Source organism: Isoptericola sp. Y541 (assembly GCF_059445465.1).
In genome coordinates this window covers 86,140-103,213 of sequence record NZ_JCAIUJ010000007.1, presented here as the reverse complement: position 1 = coordinate 103,213, position 17,074 = coordinate 86,140, and the positions used below count along the sequence as shown (strand labels likewise).

At 73.6% G+C, this 17,074-nt stretch carries 14 protein-coding genes; 7 read left to right on the top strand and 7 right to left on the bottom strand.

The genetic code is table 11. The annotated features are described in order from the left end of the window. Positions 1–20 precede the first annotated feature (20 nt). Positions 21–695, bottom strand: coding sequence for a GntR family transcriptional regulator (locus AC1C2V_RS15570; protein ID WP_495390547.1), 675 nt, complete (start codon positions 693–695; stop codon positions 21–23). Positions 696–801: 106 nt separating this feature from the next. Next, positions 802–1,725 carry a LysR family transcriptional regulator gene (locus AC1C2V_RS15565; protein ID WP_495390546.1) on the bottom strand — a complete coding sequence of 308 codons (924 nt, stop codon included), beginning with the start codon at positions 1,723–1,725 and terminating at the stop codon, positions 802–804. Positions 1,726–1,826: 101 nt separating this feature from the next. Here AC1C2V_RS15565 and hpaD point away from each other — a divergent pair, with 101 nt between their 5' ends. From hpaD to AC1C2V_RS15545, 4 genes are all read left to right on the top strand, one after another. Continuing rightward, positions 1,827–2,834, top strand: a complete 1,008-nt coding sequence (gene hpaD / locus AC1C2V_RS15560; RefSeq protein ID WP_495390545.1) for a 3,4-dihydroxyphenylacetate 2,3-dioxygenase — start codon at positions 1,827–1,829, stop codon at positions 2,832–2,834. Continuing rightward, entirely contained in the window at positions 2,834–3,583 is a 750-nt protein-coding gene (locus AC1C2V_RS15555) for an aldolase/citrate lyase family protein (RefSeq protein ID WP_495390544.1), read from the top strand. The genes hpaD and AC1C2V_RS15555 overlap by 1 nt, the downstream gene beginning before the upstream one ends. 214 nt (positions 3,584–3,797) lie before the next feature. After that, the gene (locus AC1C2V_RS15550; protein ID WP_495390543.1) at positions 3,798–5,321 is read left to right on the top strand and encodes an alpha-N-arabinofuranosidase; all 1,524 of its coding nucleotides are present in this window, start codon (positions 3,798–3,800) and stop codon (positions 5,319–5,321) included. Between the two features lie 143 nt (positions 5,322–5,464). After that, positions 5,465–5,875, top strand: coding sequence for a Rid family hydrolase (locus AC1C2V_RS15545; RefSeq protein ID WP_495390542.1), 411 nt, complete (start codon positions 5,465–5,467; stop codon positions 5,873–5,875). A gap of 58 nt (positions 5,876–5,933) precedes the next feature. Here the strand turns inward: AC1C2V_RS15545 and AC1C2V_RS15540 are convergent, their stop codons facing one another. Next, positions 5,934–8,141 (bottom strand): heavy metal translocating P-type ATPase, encoded by a 2,208-nt coding sequence (locus tag AC1C2V_RS15540; protein ID WP_495390541.1) that lies wholly within the window; start codon positions 8,139–8,141, stop codon positions 5,934–5,936. A 163-nt stretch (positions 8,142–8,304) separates the two neighbouring features. Between AC1C2V_RS15540 and AC1C2V_RS15535 the strand changes: the two genes are divergently transcribed. The 3 genes from AC1C2V_RS15535 to galE all read left to right on the top strand — a co-directional run bounded on the left by AC1C2V_RS15535 (position 8,305) and on the right by galE (position 12,695). Further along, positions 8,305–8,955 carry a CatB-related O-acetyltransferase gene (locus AC1C2V_RS15535; protein ID WP_495390540.1) on the top strand — a complete coding sequence of 217 codons (651 nt, stop codon included), beginning with the start codon at positions 8,305–8,307 and terminating at the stop codon, positions 8,953–8,955. Positions 8,956–9,108: 153 nt separating this feature from the next. Then, the gene (locus AC1C2V_RS15530) at positions 9,109–11,313 is read left to right on the top strand and encodes a HelD family protein (protein WP_495390539.1); all 2,205 of its coding nucleotides are present in this window, start codon (positions 9,109–9,111) and stop codon (positions 11,311–11,313) included. 278 nt (positions 11,314–11,591) lie between these two features. After that, positions 11,592–12,695, top strand: coding sequence for a UDP-glucose 4-epimerase GalE (galE, locus tag AC1C2V_RS15525; protein WP_495390538.1), 1,104 nt, complete (start codon positions 11,592–11,594; stop codon positions 12,693–12,695). A gap of 28 nt (positions 12,696–12,723) precedes the next feature. Here the strand turns inward: galE and AC1C2V_RS15520 are convergent, their stop codons facing one another. The 4 genes from AC1C2V_RS15520 to AC1C2V_RS15505 all read right to left on the bottom strand — a co-directional run bounded on the left by AC1C2V_RS15520 (position 12,724) and on the right by AC1C2V_RS15505 (position 16,997). Beyond that, complete coding sequence (locus tag AC1C2V_RS15520; RefSeq protein WP_495390537.1) at positions 12,724–13,740, bottom strand: TAXI family TRAP transporter solute-binding subunit; 1,017 nt, start codon at positions 13,738–13,740, stop codon at positions 12,724–12,726. Continuing rightward, positions 13,737–15,155: a sensor histidine kinase gene (locus AC1C2V_RS15515; RefSeq protein ID WP_495390536.1), complete on the bottom strand. Its 1,419-nt coding sequence runs from the start codon at positions 15,153–15,155 to the stop codon at positions 13,737–13,739. Before AC1C2V_RS15515 ends, AC1C2V_RS15520 begins: the two co-directional genes overlap by 4 nt. 6 nt (positions 15,156–15,161) lie before the next feature. Continuing rightward, positions 15,162–15,923: a response regulator transcription factor gene (locus tag AC1C2V_RS15510; protein ID WP_495390535.1), complete on the bottom strand. Its 762-nt coding sequence runs from the start codon at positions 15,921–15,923 to the stop codon at positions 15,162–15,164. Between the two features lie 87 nt (positions 15,924–16,010). Beyond that, positions 16,011–16,997, bottom strand: coding sequence for a CorA family divalent cation transporter (locus AC1C2V_RS15505; protein ID WP_495390534.1), 987 nt, complete (start codon positions 16,995–16,997; stop codon positions 16,011–16,013). Positions 16,998–17,074: the final 77 nt, after the last annotated feature.

Genomic DNA, 17,074 nt, shown 5'->3' with positions numbered 1-17,074 from the left:
ACCCGCTGGTTTCGACAGGCTCAACCGGCGGCGTTCTCGCGCTCGAGCTGTGCCTCGTGCTCCGCGATCGCGATGACGGTATTGAGCTCGTGCCGGCGCGCGGCAGTCTCGATCATCTCCGGGTCGGCGCCGCCCTCGATGAGGTCGACGAGGCCGTCGTGCTCGGCGAGCGAGGCGTGCGCGCGGCCCGGGGCGTACCAGAACGCCGAGCGGCGGATGAGCTCGAGCCGGGTCCACTCGTCCTCGACGAGCCCGGCGAGGCGCTCGTCGTCGCACCGCGAGCACAGCAGCTGGTGGAACTCGCGGTTGAGCGCGCCGAACCGGGCCGGCTCGAAGTTCGCCAGCGCCTCCGCCATCTGCTTGTTGAGCGTGCGGGCTCGCTCCAGGTCCTCGGCGGACAGGTGCGGCGCGGACAGCGCGGTCGCGTAGCCCTCAAGGCGGGCCAGGAGCTGCATCGTGCGCTCCCACGACCCGGTGTCGAACGTCTTCACGACGGCGCCGGCGTGGCGAACGATGTCCACCCAACCCTCGGCCTCGAGTCGCCGCAGCGATTCCCGCCAGGGCACGGAGCTGATCCCGTAGTCGCGCACGAGCTGGTCGATCACCAGGCGATGGCCGGGCCCGAACGTGCCCTGCATGATGCCCTGGCGCAGGATCTCGTAGCACTGATCCGCCTTGCTTGCCGCCACGGCCACAGCTGCCTCCTCGGAGTGGGTGCGCGGTACCCCTCCGCGTCGTCGCGGAGGCGGGTCGGCACCGTCGTCAATCGTCGGAGGAATCATATCGAAGATCGCACATGATTCATGCTGGTCCGGCGGTGATCGTGTCGAGCAGCCGCGCGACCTTCGGGTCACGACCGGCGGCGCCCGGGCGGGTGAGGACGAGGGCGCGCAGGCCGGCCGGGTCGGGCTCGAGCCGCCGGACGGCGAGGTCGAACCGCCCGAGGCTCGCACGGTCGGGGTCGGGGAGGATCGCCCGGGCGGCGCCCGCCTCGATCAGCGGGATCCCCGACTGGATCGTCTCGACGGTGCGGACGGCGGCGGGGGTGACGCCGTACCGGCGCAGCGCCGCCTCCACCGCCTCCGGCAGGCTCGGCACCGCCGCGGTGCGCCGCGGCAGCAGCAGCACCTCGCCGTCGAACGCGTGCAGCGACAACGGCTCGTCCGGGTCGGCACCGGCGTCCACGCACTCGGGAGGCAGCGCGGCGACGAGTGGCACCTCGCCCCAGTCGACGACGTCCAGGACGCCGCGGTGGCGGGCCACGAACCGGCGCGGGTCGGCGACCATCACCGCGGCGAGGTCCACCGTGCGCTGCTGCAGCATGTCGATCGCCGTCCACGGCGGCGGGTCCACGAGCCGCACCTCGACGTCGGGCGCCACCTCGGCATGCGCCCGCAGCAGCACCGGCAGCCGGTGCCACATGAGCACGGGCACGGCCGCCACCGTGAGAGAGCCGGCCGTCCCGGCGCCGAACCGCCCGAGGGCCGCGGTCATGTCGTCGATCTCACCCAGCACGCGCGACGACGCGTCCAGCAGGTAGCGGCCCGCGCTGGTGGGCTCCACGCCACGCGAGGTGCGCACCAGCAGCCGGACGCCGACGTCCGCCTCGAGCTGGGAGATGGCGACGCTCAGCGGCGGCTGCGAGATGTGCAGCCGAGCCGCGGCCGCGGTGATCGACCCGGCCTCGACCACGGCGGTGAAGTACCGCAGATGACGCAGTTCCATAGCCCCGATGATAGGCACCACCCTCCGCCATACCTCTGCCCTATGCCTGCGAGAGGACATCGGTAGTACTCCCGCGGCACCCCCGCTGCCAGACTCCGAAGATGCTCCCCACCACCAACCCCGCCCCCCCGTTCACCATCACGCGGGCCAGCCACGTGGCGCTCGGCGTCACCGACCTCGAGGCCAGCCGCGACTTCTACCGCGACGTCATCGGGCTCGTCGTGACCGAGGAGACCGACGACGCGGTCTACCTGCGCGGCCTGGAGGAGGACGCCCACCACAGCCTCGTGCTCGAGCGCGCCGCGGAGGCCAGGGCGCTGTGCGTCGGGCTGCGCGTGCGCACCGACGCCGACGTCGCCGCCGCCGAGCGACACTTCGCCGCCACCGGCGTCGAGCACGAGCGCGTGGAGCGGGACCACCAGGGCCCCACCCTGCGGTTCCGCGACGCCGTCGGCACCCACATGGAGATCACGTCCTCGATGGACCTGGTGCCGCGCAAGATGGCGGACTTCCACGACTTCACCGCCGGGGCGCCGCAGCGGCTCGACCACTTCCAGGCCGTGACGCACGACGTGCAGGCCGCCACCGACTTCTGGACCGGGCTCGGGATGCGGATGTCGGAGTACACGGCTGAGTATTCGGAAGCAGCCGGCACGGACGAGCTGTGGGGCACCTGGATGGAGGTGAAGGGCAACACGCACGACCTCGTCTTCACCAACGGCCGCGGCCCGCGCCTGCACCACTTCGCGTACACCGTGCCCGATGCCGCCTCGCTGATCCACGCGGCCGACGTCACCGGCTCCCTCGGCTTCGGCCAGGAGATCGACCGCGGGCCGGGGCGGCACGGCATCAGCAACGCGCTGTTCCTCTACGTGCGGGACCCGGACCAGCACCGCATCGAGCTCTTCACCACGCACTACCAGTTCATCGACCTCGAGAGCGAGCCGCTGCGCTGGGACGTGAGCAACCCGCGTCGTGCCCAGCAGTGGGGGATGCCGGCGTCGGAGCGGTGGTTCTTCGAGGCCAGCGAATTCCCCGGCCAGCCGGTGCTGGAGCCGCTGCTGCAGGCCACCCCGCCCACGCTCGAGGCCTACCTGGGCCTGCACTGATGCGCGACGGCGGCCCGCTCTCCGGCGATCCCGGGCCGGGGGCCCCGGCCGGGGCCTTCCGCGCCGCCCTCGCCGCGGCGCACCGCCCCCTCGCCGGGCTGTGGGTATCCAGCGGCAGCCCGCTCGTCGCAGAGATCTGCGCCGACGCCGGGCTGGACTGGTTGCTGATCGACACGGAGCACGACCAGCACGGCCCGCGGTCGGTGCTCGCCCAGCTCCGTGCGGTGCAGGGCTATCCCGTGACGCCGGTCGTGCGCGTGCCTGCCGGCGACCCCGCGACGCTCCGGCGGGTGCTCGACCTCGGAACGCGGGACGTCGTCGTGCCCGTCGGCTCCGCCGCCGACGCCCGGGCGGCCGCCGAGGCCGTGCGGGCATCGCGCAGTGTCGGGACCTTAGTCGTGCAGGTCGAGAGCGTCGAGGCCGCCGCCGCGGCGGCGGAGATCGCCGCCGTCGAGGGTGTGGACGGCGTGTTCCTCGACCCGTCCGACCTCGCCGCGTCCATGGGGCTGCTCGGCCGGCAGGCGCACCCGGACGTCGTCGCGGCCGTGCTGCGCGCCGTCGACGCCGTCCGCGGCGCCGGCGTCCCCGTGGGCGTCGTCGCCTTCGACCCCGACGTCGCGGACTCGTACCTGGCGGCCGGCGCGTCGTTCGCCCTCGTCGGCGCCGACGTCACGCTGCTCTCGCAGGGGACGGCGGCGCTCGCCGCCCGCTTCGGTCGCGCCGAGGTAGTCCGAGATCCCGCGAGGTAGTCCAGGATCCCGCGAGATAGTCCGAAAATCGGCGAGGTAGTTCGATTCTCGGCAAGGTAGTGCGCTACCTCGCGGCCTCGCGAACTACCTCGGCGATTTTCGGACTACCTCGCGGACAGGGGGAGCCGGTTGAGACCGCCGGACTACCTCGCGGGATCTCGGACTACCTCGCGGGTAAGGTCTGACCACTGCCTGCATCGATGGAGGACCTGCCGTGCCCGAGAACGCCCTCGACGCCGTCGTCGACCTCGACGTCCCCGGCCCCACCATCAGCCGGCACCTGTACGGCCACTTCGCCGAGCACCTGGGCCGGTGCGTGTACGAGGGCTTCTGGGTGGGTGAGGACTCCGACATCCCGAACGTGGGTGGCATCCGCACCGACGTGGTCGAGGCGCTGCGCGAGCTGCAGATCCCCAACCTGCGGTGGCCCGGCGGCTGCTTCGCCGACACCTACCACTGGCGCGACGGCGTGGGCCCGACGGCGGACCGGCCGCGCATCGTCAACACCCACTGGGGCGACGTGGTGGAGGACAACTCCTTCGGCACGCACGAGTTCATGGCGCTGTGCGAGCTGCTCGGCACCGCCCCGTACGTGTCGGGCAACGTCGGCTCGGGCACGGTGCAGGAGACCGCCGACTGGGTCGAGTACCTGACCCGCGGCGACGACTCCCCCATGGCCCGCCTGCGCCGGGAGCACGGCCGCGACGAGCCGTGGGGCGTCGCGTTCTTCGGCATCGGCAACGAGCCGTGGGGCTGCGGCGGCAACCTGCGGGCCGACCAGTTCGCCTCGCTGGCCCGGCAGCACGCGACGTACGCGCGCGACCACGGCGGCAACCGCCTGGTGCGGGTGGCCGCGGGCGCGTCGGACGACGACTACGCGTGGACCGAGACGCTCATGCAGCAGGTCGCGACGCTCGGTGACGCCGACCCGCGCGACCTGTGGCAGGCCGTGTCGTTCCACTTCTACACGTTCGCCGGCACGTGGGGCGAGAAGGGCTCCGCGACGCGGTTCAGCCGCGACGAGTACTGGGCCACCATGCGGAAGGCCCTCGACGTACGGCGCATCCTCGCCGGGCACTCCGCCGTCATGGACGCCTACGACCCGCAGGCCAAGATCGCCCTCGCGCTCGACGAGTGGGGCACCTGGTGGGACGTGGAGCCCGGCACCAACCCCGGGTTCCTGTACCAGCAGAACGCGATGCGCGACGCCCTGGTCGCGACGGTGCACTTCGACGCCTTCCACGACCACGCCCGCCGGCTGCGCCTGGCGAACATCGCCCAGACGGTGAACGTGCTGCAGTCCATGCTCCTCACCGACGGCGCGAAGATGATCAAGACGCCCACGTTCCACGCCTTCGCGATGAGCGCCGGGCACCACGACGCCGCGAGCCTGCCGGTCCGCGAGCGCGCGGCGCGGGCCACGCACGACGTCGACGGGATGCCCGTGGGCACGGTGTCGGCCTCGGCGTCCACGAAGGACGGCGCGGTGCTGGTGTCGCTGACGAACCTCGACCCGGACGCCGCCTCGACGGTGCGGATCGACCTGCGCGGGCAGGCGGTGAGCGACCCCGTCGCCACGGTGCTCGCCGCCGACGACCCGGCCTCGCACAACACGTTCGACGCGCCCGACGCCGTCACGCCACGCGCGCTCGACGGCGTGCGCCTGACCGGCGGCGTGCTGACCGCCGAGCTGCCGCCCGCGTCGTTCGCGACGGTGCGTCTCACCCTCGCTGGTTGAGCTTGTCGAAACCATCGGCCTGTCTGCCCTGTGGTCGCATGCTTGGCCGCGGCGTGTCGGCCCAGTAAGTCGGCCAGATGACCGGGTGTGGCGAGACGCGAATTCCCGTCGACCGACGGCCCGGCGCCCGCGAGACTCCGAGGATGACGATCACGCGCCGCAACCCCGCCGGCCTCCACGCCACGCCCGGCTACCACCACGTCACCGTTGTCGAGGCGGGCCGTACCGCGTACCTGGCGGGCCAGTGCCCGCTCGCCGCCGACGGACGGCTGGTCGGCGCCGGCGATCTGGGCGCCCAGGTCGACCAGGTTGTCACCAACGCACTGCTCGCGCTCGACGCCGCAGGCGCCGCACCGAGGGACGTCGTGCGGTCCGTCGTCTACGTGCGCAGCGACGAGCAGTCGGAACTGGGCGCCGTGTGGCAGCGCCTGTCCGGCTCGCCGCTGGCCCCGGCGCTCACCTCGGCCAGCACCCTGCTGGGCGTGGCGCAGCTCGGCTTCGCCGGGCAGCTCGTCGAGGTGGACCTGACCGCCGCTCTCCCGCCGGAGGCGTGAGTGCGGTCGTCCCGGCGTCAGCGGCCCAGCACCTCGCGCTCGTGACCCTTCGACGGGCTCAGGACGACGCCTCGGGCCGGAGGTCCAGGCGGCGCAGGAGCTGCGCGTTGAGGGCCACCACCACGGTGGACAGCGACATGAGCAGGGCGCCCACCGACATGGGCAGCACGAACCCGATCGGCGCGAGGACGCCCGCGGCGAGCGGCACGCTGATCAAGTTGTACCCGGCGGCCCACCAGAGGTTCTGCTTCATCTTGCGGTAGCTGGCGCGGGACAGCTCGATGACCGACAGCACGGACCGGGGGTCGTCGCTGGCGAGGATGACGCCCGCCGACGCGATGGCGACGTCGGTGCCGGCGCCGATCGCGATGCCGACGTCGGCCTGGGCGAGCGCCGGGGCGTCGTTGACACCGTCGCCGACCATCGCGACCTTGCGGCCCTCCGCCTGCAGCTCGGCGACGCGGGCCGACTTGTCCTCCGGGCGCACGCCCGCGAAGTACCGGTCGATGCCGAGCTCGCGCGCCACGGACCGGGCCACGGCCTCGGCGTCGCCGGTGATCATCACCACCTGCACGCCCCGCCGCTGCAGCGCCTCGACCGCCTCGGCGGACTCCGGCCGCACCTCGTCCGCAAGCTTCAGCCCGCCGACGACGACGCCGTCGCGCACCACGTGCAGCACGGTCGCGCCGTCGTCCTCCGCCGGTTGAGCCACCCCCGCCGGTCGAGCCTGTCGAGACCCGGTTTCGACAGGCTCAACCAGCGACTCGACCGACAGCGACTCGAGCAGCCGCGGCCCGCCGACGCACACCTCGTGGCCGTCGACGGTGGCAGTCACGCCCACGGCCGGCGACGACGAGAAGTCGGCTGCGCGGGGCACGGCCAGCCCGCGGTCGGCCGCGGCCCGCACGATCGCCTTGGCGAGCGGGTGCTCGCTGTCCGCCTCGGCCGCGGCGGCGAGCGCCAGCACGGCGTCGGCGTCCAGCCCGCCCGCGGCGCCGTCGGCGGCGACGACGTCGGACACGGTCGGCTCGCCCTTGGTCAGGGTGCCGGTCTTGTCGAACAGGACGGCGTCGACGGTGCGCATGCTCTCGAGCGCGAGCCGGTCCTTGACCAGCACTCCCCCGCGGGCGGCGCGCTCGGTCGCGATCGAGACGACGAGCGGGATGGCCAGTCCGAGCGCGTGCGGGCAGGCGATGACGAGCACGGTGATGGTGCGCACGACGGCGTCGTCCGGCATGCCGAGCGCGGTCCACGCGATCGCGGTGATCACGGCGGCGCCGAGGGCGAACCAGAACAGCCAGCCGGCGGCGACGTCCGCCAGGCGCTGGGCCCGGGACGACGACGCCTGCGCCTCGGCGACGAGCCGCTGGATGCCGGCGAGCGCGGTGTCGTCGCCGGTGGCCGTCACCTCGACCCGCAGGCCGGAGTCGGTGGCGACCGTGCCGGCGGTGACGGCGTCCCCCGCGGCGCGGGCCACGGTGCGCGACTCGCCCGTCACCATCGACTCGTCCATCTCGGCGCGGCCGTCGACCACGCGGCCGTCGGCGGGCACGCTCGCGCCCGGGCGGACGACGACGACGTCGCCCACGCGGAGGTCTGACGGCGCGACGGTGACGACCTGCTCCCCGTCCGGCCGGTGCTCGACGCGCTCGGCCTCGTCGGGCAGCAGCGCAGCGAGCGAGTCGAGCGCGGAGGTGGTCTGGGCGAGCGAGCGCATCTCGACCCAGTGGCCCAGCAGCATGATCACGACCAGCAGCGCCAGCTCCCACCAGAAGTCGAGCTGGCGGTCGAGGACGCCGAGGCTCGCGCCGAGCGACGCGACGAACGCGACCGTGATGGCCAGCCCGATGAGCAGCATCATCCCGGGCTTGCGGGCCTTGAGCTCCGACACCGCGCCCGTAAGGAACGGGCGGCCGCCCCACACATAGATGACCGTGCCGAGCACCGGCGAGACCCACGACACCCACGTCGCGCCGGGCAGGTCGTAGCCGAGCACCATCGCGAACATCGGTGACAGCGCGACGGTCGGCACCGCCAGAACCAGCATGATCCAGAACAGCCGGCGGAACTGGCCTACGTGATCGCCGTGGCCCGCGTGCGCGTCGTGACCGGCGTGCTGGTCGTGGCCGGCGTGCGCGTCGTGACCGGCGTGCGCGTCGTGACCGGCGTGCGCGTCGTGACCGGCGTGCCGGTCGTGGCCGGCGTGCGCGTCGTGCTCAGCGTGCTGGTTCTCCGCCATCATGCCCGTTCGCCTCTCGCCGCTCATACCCCTATAGGGTATCGATGCTGCAGAACTTATACCTCCAGAGGGTATTCCGCAACGGGGAACACGCACGCCGGTCAGACACGGGTTCCGACGGCTCGCAGCGCCTTCCGGGCATGATCGCAAGATGCCCATGCCCACGCGACACGGAGCGACGAGGAGCCCGATGACCGACGTCCCCGACCCGGACCGACTCACCCCCAGCAGCCGCGAGGACCTCACCAACGTCATCTTCCTCAAGAACCAGGTGACATCGCCGTTCCTCGAGGTCGGGGAGTACACCTACTACGACGACGAGGGCACCCGCCCGCCGTTCGAGCAGGCGAACGTGCACTACCTCTACGGCCCGCAGCGGCTCGTCATCGGCCGCTTCACGACCATCGCCCCGGGCGCGGCCTTCTTCATGCCGGGCGGCAACCACCCGATGGCGGGCCCGTCGACGTACCCGTTCACCATGTTCGGCGGCGCGTGGGCCGACGCGACGCTCGACGCGTTCCTCGCCATCGAGCAGCCCGGCGACACCGTGATCGGCAACGACGTCTGGATCGGCCGCGAGGCGACGATCCTGCCTGGCGTCACGATCGGGGACGGCGCCGTGATCGGCGCGCGCGCCGTCGTGACCAAGGGCGTCGGCCCTTACGAGGTCGTCGCCGGCAACCCGGCGCGAGTCGTGCGCACCCGGTTCGACGACGAGGACGTCGAGCGGCTGCTGCGCGTGCGCTGGTGGGACTGGCCCGTCGAGCGCATCACCGCCCACGCGGCGACGATCATGGCGGGCACGCCCACCGAGCTGGAGCGGCGGGCCGACGCACCCTGATCGTCGGCCATCGACACCTGCCGAACATGCAGCTGCGCGCGACATCCGACGTCATACCGCGCGCCATCGCATGTTCGGCAGTGAGGCGGGAACAATCCCGCGGGGCCCGACGTTGCGCGGTGGTCTCCCGTACAACGTACGAATCGAGGTCCAGTGCCCCAGCCCGCACCGCAGGTCTCCACCACCACCACCGTGACCGCCGCCGACGCCGTCGGCAGCGCGATGGAAGAGGAGCAGCTCGTCCTCGACGCCGCCTGGCAGCGGCGCAGAACCCTCCTCGACGAGCTCGAGACCACCCTGGCCTCCGCCCGCCCGGACGACGCCACCGGCGCCGCCCGGATCGGCCGGCTGCGCGGCCGGCGGGCGGAGCTGCGGCACGCCGACCAGGGGCTCGTCTTCGGGCGCATCGACGGCGACGACGGCAGCGTGCGGCACCTCGGCCGCGTCGGCCTGCCTGGCGCCACGGAGGACGACGAGCCCCTGGTGGTCGACTGGCGCGCGGCCGTGGCGCGCCCGTTCTACACGGCCACGCCCGTGGACCCGCAGGGCGTGCGTCGCCGGCGGCACGTGCGCACCCGAGGGCGCTCGGTGGTCGGTGTCGACGACGAGCCGCTCGACGGCGGCCTGGACGACTCGGGCCTCGTCGGGGAGGGCGCGCTGCTCGCCGCGCTCGACGAGCGCCGCACCGGGCGAATGGGTACCGCCGTCGCGACCCTGCAGCGGGAGCAGGACGACGTGGTGCGCGCCGACGCCCGCACGCCGCTGGTGGTACAGGGCGGCCCGGGCACCGGCAAGACGGTGGTGGCGCTGCACCGGGTCGCGTACCTGCTGTTCGCGCACCCGCACCTGGCCGAGCGCGGGGTGCTCGTGCTCGGGCCGTCGAAGCGGTTCCTCGACTACATCGCCCAGGTGCTGCCGGCGCTCGGCGAGTCGGCCGTCGTCTCCGCCACCTGCGACACGCTGGTGCCCGGCGTCCGGCCCACCCGCGCCGAGTCCCGCGACGTCGCCGAGATCAAGGGCCGGTCCCTCTGGCTGCCCGTGCTGCGCCGGTTCGTGTCGTCGCTCGAGCCCGCCGACGGCGCGCTCACCCTCGTGCTCGACGGCGAGGAGTACGTGCTGTCCGCGGCACAGACGGACGCCGCCCGGCGGGCCGCGGCCGGCTCGGGCTCGTACCACCACTCCCGCGAACGCGTGATGGACCGGGTGCACGACCTGCTCACCGACGCGGTGGCGGACCACCAGGCCGAGCTGCTCGCCCGGGCGGAGGAAGGGTTCGAGGACGTGCTCGGACGACTCGACGCCAGGCTCGCCGCCTCGGACGACCGCGCGGCCGCCACGGGTGCTACCGGGTCCGACGTCGATGGAGTGCTCTCCGACGACGACCTCGAGGCGCTGCGCGCGCGCATCGCCGTCGACCCGGGCGTCGCCGCGACCCTCGACGCCTGGTGGCCCCGTCGCGACCCCGCCGCGGAGCTCGCCGACCTGCTGCACGACGCCGACCTGCTGAGCACCCACGCACCCGAGCTCACCGACGCCGAGGTGGCGCACGTCGCCGGTGAGCCGGCCGACGACGGCTGGGCCGGCAGCGACGTCCCGCTCCTCGACGCCCTCGCCGACCTCCTCGGCTCCCCCGACCACGACGCCCGCCACGGCGGGCACGACGGCGGGCACGACGGCGGGCACGACGGCGGGCACGACGGCGCGTTCGTCGCCGGGCGCGCGGCGGCCACGCGGGACTGGACGTACGGGCACGTCGTGGTGGACGAGGCGCAGGAGCTGTCCGGGATGCAGTGGCACATGGTGGTGCGCCGCTGCCCCACCCGGTCGGTCACCGCCGTCGGCGACATCGACCAGGCCTCGTCCGCGCACCGGCAGACCGACTGGGGCGAGGCCGTGGGCGACGCCCTCGGCGACCGCTGGCGGCGGGCCGACCTGACCATCTGCTACCGCACGCCGCGCGAGGTCATGGAGCTGACCGGCCCGGTACTGCGGCGGGCCGGCAGCCGCAACGACCCGCCGCGCGCCGTCCGGTCCGCCGCGGTCGCGCCGTGGCGCCGGGAGGCGGACGAGAGCGGCTGGACGCACACCGTGACGGCCGCCGTCGCCGAGCTCGGCGACCGGTACGACGGCGGCACGGTGGGCGTGGTCGCCCCCCTGACCAGGCTCGACGCGCTCCGCGCCGCGCTGCCGGCCGGCATCCCCGCGATGTCCGCGACCGACGCGAAGGGCCTGGAGTGGGACGCGGCCGTCGTCGTCGACCCCGACGGCATCGCCGCCGAGCCACGCGGCTGGAACGGCCTGTACGTGGCACTGACCCGCTGCACGCAAGAGCTGGGCCAGGTCACCATCGCTGGTTGAGCCTGGCGCTGGTTGAGCCTGTCGTGATCGCTGGTTGAGCCTGTCGAAACCGGGTTTCGACAGGCTCAACCAGCGGGAGCTAGCTCAACCAGCGGGAGCTAGCTCAACCAGCGGGAGCTAGCTCAACCAGCGGGAGCTAGCTCAACCAGCGGGAACTAGCTCAACCAGCGAGGGGAGAGCCTCTGACGTTCCTCAAATCGCCTGCGGGTCTGCGCGCCGGGACACGATGATGATGGGGCGACATCTCCGCCGCGAACGCTGTGAAGTGAGGAACTGCCATGCGCGTCCTGGTGACCGGAGGCGCCGGGTACGTCGGGTCTCACACGGTGCTCCAGCTGATCGGGGCCGGGCACGACGTCGTCGTCGTGGACGACTTCTCCCGGGGTGCACCCGCCGCTCTGGAGCGCGTCGAGGTCCTGGCCGGCCGGCCCGTGCCCGTGCACGCGTTCGACACCGCCGACATCGACGCCCTCGAGCGGCTCTTCGACGCCGAGGGCTTCGACGCCGTGATCCACCTCGCGGGGGTCAAGGCCTGCGGCGGCGCGCGCGGCGCGCGACCGCTCGACTGCTACGAGACCAACCTCGGCACCACGTTCACGCTGCTGCGGTGCATGGCCTGGTACGACGTGAACCGGCTGGTCGTGTCGTCGTCGTCGGGCGTGTACGGGGAGGGCCGCGACCTGCCGCACCGCGAGGACGCCCTCTTGGCGCCCACCGACCCGGTGGGCCGCAGCCACGCCATGAACGAGCAGATCCTGCGCGACGTGGTGGCCGACGCAGGCCCGAAGGTCCGCGTGGGTGTGGTGCGCCACTTCACCGCGGCGGGCGCACACCCGTCCGCGACGATCGGTCCCGACCACGCCGGGGCGTCGGCAAACCTGCTCCCGGCGATCGCCGAGGCCGCGACCGGGCGCGAGCACCTGGTGGTGCACGGCGACGACCATCCCACCCCGGACGGCACGGTGATGCGCGACTACGTGCACGTCGACGACCTGGCCGCGGGACACGTCGCCGCGCTGGCCGCCCTCGACGACACCGACCGCCCGCTGTCGACCTGGAACCTCGGCAGCGGCCGGCCCACCAGCGTCCTCGAGCTGGTCCGGGCCTTCGAGTCGGTCACGGGCCGCACGGTGCCGTACCGGGTCGCGCCCCGCCGGGAGCACGACGTCGCCGTGTCGTACGCCGACGCCGCCCGCGCCGACGCGGAGCTGGGCTGGCGCGCCACCCGGAGCGTCGAGGACATCTGTCTCGACCACTGGCGCTGGCACCAGCGCAACCCGGCCGGGTACCCGGCCACGCTCGCCCCCACCACCCCATGGCGCGGGGGCGTCGGGCACCGGCTGCGGCTGGTCTCCCAGGTCCCCGCCGTCTCGTCCTGGTAGATCAGTCCCGGTAGATCAACCCGGTAGATCAGTCCTTGGTGGCCCGGTAGTACCGCAGCGCGCCGGGATGCAGCTCCACCGGGTCGGTGAAGATCGCCCGCACCCGGTCCAGGTTGGCCGCCGACGGCACCTGCGCGGAGATCTGGGACCGTGCGTCGAACAGCGTGGACACCAGCGTGCGGGCCTCCGCCGTGGGCATGTCCGCGCGCACCATGAGGAAGTTCGGCACGGCGAGGGTCTCGACCGCCGCCGGGGACCCGTACATCCCCTCGGGCACGATGCCGTGCCGGTAGCCGCTGCCGTACATGGAGCGCACCTCCTCGACCACGTCGCCGAGGGGCACCAGGCGCACCGGGGTGTCGTCCACGAGCGCCGTCAGTCCGGGGGTGCGCAGGCCGCCGGACCAGAAGAACGCGTCGATCTCCCCTGCCCGCAGGGCCGTGATGGACTCGTCGAGGCCGAGGCTGGAGCCGGTGAGCTTCTCGGCGGGCAGGTCGGCGGCCGCGAGCACCCGGTTCGCGATCAGCGCGGTGCCGGAACGGGGCGCGCCGAGGGAGACGCGCTTGCCCCGCAGGTCGGCGAGGGTGCGGACGTCCGAGTCCGCGGGCACCACGAGGTGCACGAAGTCGTCGTAGATGCGCGCGAGGGCGCGCACGTCGAGCGGCTCGGCGAACTCGCCGTCGCCGGCCACGGCGTCGCGCGCGGCGTCCGCGGCGCTGAACGCGATCTGCGACGTGCCGGCCGCCAGGCTCTCCAGGTTCTCCACCGACCCGCCGGTCTCGGTCACCTCGACGGGCACGCCGTAGCGCTCCTCCAGCGCCTCCGCGAGGCCGACGCCGTACCCGTGGTAGATGCCGGTCGAGCCGCCGGTAGAGACGGTGAGCGCGTCGGGGCGCTGCCCCTCCCACGGGTCGTCGGGGGCCTCGCCCCCGACACAGCCCGCCAGCACCAGCAGCGCGAGCAGCCCAGCGGCGAGCGGCGCCGCTGGGCGGTGGGCGCGGTGGGCGCGGTGGGCGCGGGTCGACGCGACCACCAGAGCGCTCACGACGCGCCGCCCTCAGGCAGCGCCGGCACCCGCAGCCGCACCTCGAGGCCGCCGCCGTCCGGCAGGGAGAGCCGCAGCCCGCCGCCGCCGGTCGCGAGCAGCTCCGAGGCGATCGCCAGGCCGAGCCCCGAGCCGCGCACCGTGCTGTGCCCGGGCGAGCGCCAGAACCGCTCCGCGAGCCGCTCAAGCTCCTCCTGCGGCACGCCGGGACCCTGGTCGCGGAGGGCGATCTCCACCAGGCCCCCCACGGGTCCGCGCTCCGTGCTCTCGCCCGTCGTGCCGTCGGGCACCGCCGTCACCGTGACGTCCACCCGCCCGCCTTCCGGGGAGAACTTCACCGCGTTGTCCATCACCGCGTCGAAGGCGCACTCGAGCACGATCTCGTTCACCTCGGCCCAGGCCTCGCCGTGGCCCTCGACATGGCCCTCGACGTGCAGCTCCCGGCCGACGGCGAGCACCCGCCACCCGTCCACCCGCCGCGCGACCAGCTCCGTCACGTCCACGGGGTGCGCGCCGGCGGCGAGGTTCGCGTCGTCGGCCAGCAGCAGGAGGGCGTCCAGGATGTGCGCCAGACGCACCGCCTCGGCGCGCACGTGCGCCACCTCGGTGGCGTGCTCGGGCTGCGTCGACAGGGCCAGGTCCTCGACCCGAAGCATCAGGGCGTTGAGCGGGTTGCGCAGTTCGTGCGAGGCGTTCGAGACGAACTCCTGCTGCCGGTTCATGGAGTGCTCCACCTGCGCGGCCATCGCGTTGAAGCGCGTGATGACCTCCCGCAGCTCGGGCGGGCCCGCCGACGGCGGGATGCGCGCGTCGAGGCGGCCGCGGCCGATCTCGCCCATCGCCGTGTCGACCGCCCGCACCGGGCGCAACACCCAGCCGGCGGTGCGATGGGCGATGACGACGGCGAGCACGCACATCACCAGGCCGGCCGCGACGAGGATCCCCCAGCTCGACCAGATGCTGCGCGACACCTCGTCCGCGTCGGAGACCGTGACGACCGCGCCGACCAGGTCCCCGCCGTCGTACACCGGCTCCGCCACCACCACCCGGGCCGCCTTCCACGGCAGGGAGCTCAGCACCGACTCGCCGCGCCGTCCGGCGAGGGCCGCCTGCCGCTCTTCGACCTGCTCGACGTCGAGCCCGCTGGAGGCCCACGTGGCGCCGGACTGGTCGACGACGGCCGCGTCGACGCCGTACACCTCCCGGTAGCGGTCCAGGTCGCCCTTGACGATCTCCGGGGCGTCGGCAGCGAGCGACTGGCGGGCCGTGATGACGAGGTATCCGGCGTCCGCGAGGCGGTCGAGGTAGACCTCCTGCTGGTTGGCGCGCGCCACGTTGCCCGCGTACGCGGCGCCGAGCAGCGCCAGCACGAGCACGCACGGCACGAAGAGGATGATCGCCAGCCGGGTCCGCATCGACGCCTAGGCCCCCGCGCCGCCGTGCGCGGCACCTTCGGTACCTCCGGCACTGTCGCCGCTGTCGGCACCGTTGGCACCGTCCGGCGCGGCCACGCGGTAGCCCACGCCGCGCACCGTCTCGACCACATCCGGCTCGCCGAGCTTGCGGCGCAGCGACGCGACGTGCACCTCCAACGTGCGGCCGAGCCCCTTCCAGCTGGACCCCCACACGTCGCGCAGGATGCGCTCGCGCGTGAGCACCGAGCCGCGCTGCCGCACCAGCAGGGCGAGCAGGTCGAACTCCTTGCGAGTGAGCTCGACGGTCGAGCCCACCGCACGGCGCACCTCGCGGCGCGCCAGGTCCACCACGACTCCGCGCACCCGCACCCGGGCCGCCGCGGCGTCCGCCCGCGGGCCGTCCCACTCGCGGCCGCGGCCGCGGCGCAGCACGGCGTCGATGCGCGCGAGCACCTCACGCACGTCGTACGGCTTGGTCACGTAGTCGTCCGCGCCCAGCTCGAGGCCGCGGATGCGGGCGTCGAGGCGGGTGCGGGCGGTGACCATGATGATCGGGGTGTCGGAGACGCGGCGGATGCGGCGGCAGACCTCGAAGCCGTCGATGTCGGGCAACGACAGGTCGAGCAGCACCAGGTCGGTGCCCGGGCTCAGCTCCTGGAGCGCGGACGCGCCGTCGCGCGCCCGGACCACCTCGTAGCCGTGCCGCCCGAGCACGGACACGAGCGCGCCGGCGACATGATCGTCGTCCTCGACCACGAGCAGCTGCACGGGACCATCCCTCCGCCGGGCGCCTGGAGCGCACAGGTTAGCGGAGGGCCCTGACCTCGACCGGACCGCGAGACGGCAGCCGCGGCGTCACAGCCACCCCACGCGCCGGAAGACGCGATACAGCACCACGCAGCCCACCACCATGAGCGCCAGCGCGAACGGGTAGCCGAGCAGCCAGTGCTGCTCGGGCATGTGCGTGAAGTTCATGCCGTAGATGCCGGCCACCACGGTGGGATACACCAGGATCGCCGCCCAGGCGGAGATCTTCCGCATGTCCTCGTTCTGCCGCACGGACACCTGCGACAGGTGTACCTGCAGCATGTCGGAGAGCAGGTCGTCGTGGGCGTCGAGGTGGCGGTCGACCCGTTCGACGGTCGACGCGACGCGATCCAGCGAGCGCCCGTCCGCGACGACGCGATGGGAGTCGCTCGTGTCGGTAAGCTCCGGCAGCTCCGCTGCGATCGGCAGCAGCGCCCGTCGCGCCTCAGTGATCTCGCGCTTGAGGTCGTAGATCCGCTGCACCGGGTCCTCCACGTCGGGATCGAAGACGATCCGCTCCGTGTCCGCCACCGCGTCCCCGAGCTCCACCTCGACGTCCGACGCCTCCCCCACCAGGCCGAGCACGATGGCCAGCGCGATCCGCTGCGCCCCCTCGCCGTGCGTCGAGCCCGCACCGCGCAGCCGCTCGAGCGCCCGCTCGTGCACCCTCGCGCCGCCGGCCTCGTACGTCAGCACCGCGTCCGGCCCGGCGAGGATGCCGAGCTCGCCCGTGTGCGCCTGGCGGTCGTCCTCCGTGAACCACACGGTCGGGGTGACGACGGCCACCCAGTCGTCGTCGAGCCACCGCACCGCGGCCGTCGGGCGCCGCGGCAGCTCCCGCGCGATGGCGTGCACCCCGCTGAGACGCTCGTGCAGCGCCGGGTCGATCGCCGCGGCCGCGTCGAGGAACGCCCGCTTGTCCGTCGCGTGCACCCAGCGCGCGGCGTGCGCGTCGTCGGCGGCGTCGACCGGCGGGCCGTGCGTCCCGACGAACCACTCCGCGGATCCGGTTCCTGAGGTCTCGTCGTCCGTCACTCCCGCATTCTCGGGCGAACAGGACAGGTCTGCGCGGTGGACCTCTTGACGAGGCTCGGTTCAAAGTTCATAGTTCA

Bases quoted from the DNA above. Each gene is read 5' to 3' on its own strand.
- AC1C2V_RS15565 (WP_495390546.1), bottom strand. From the start codon at position 1,725: ATGGAACTGCGTCATCTGCGGTACTTCACCGCCGTGGTCGAGGCCGGG.
- hpaD (WP_495390545.1), top strand. From the start codon at position 1,827: ATGCTCCCCACCACCAACCCCGCCCCCCCGTTCACCATCACGCGGGCC.
- AC1C2V_RS15555 (WP_495390544.1), top strand. From the start codon at position 2,834: ATGCGCGACGGCGGCCCGCTCTCCGGCGATCCCGGGCCGGGGGCCCCG.
- AC1C2V_RS15545 (WP_495390542.1), top strand. From the start codon at position 5,465: ATGACGATCACGCGCCGCAACCCCGCCGGCCTCCACGCCACGCCCGGC.
- AC1C2V_RS15540 (WP_495390541.1), bottom strand. From the start codon at position 8,141: ATGAGCGGCGAGAGGCGAACGGGCATGATGGCGGAGAACCAGCACGCT.
- AC1C2V_RS15535 (WP_495390540.1), top strand. From the start codon at position 8,305: ATGACCGACGTCCCCGACCCGGACCGACTCACCCCCAGCAGCCGCGAG.
- galE (WP_495390538.1), top strand. From the start codon at position 11,592: ATGCGCGTCCTGGTGACCGGAGGCGCCGGGTACGTCGGGTCTCACACG.
- AC1C2V_RS15515 (WP_495390536.1), bottom strand. From the start codon at position 15,155: ATGCGGACCCGGCTGGCGATCATCCTCTTCGTGCCGTGCGTGCTCGTG.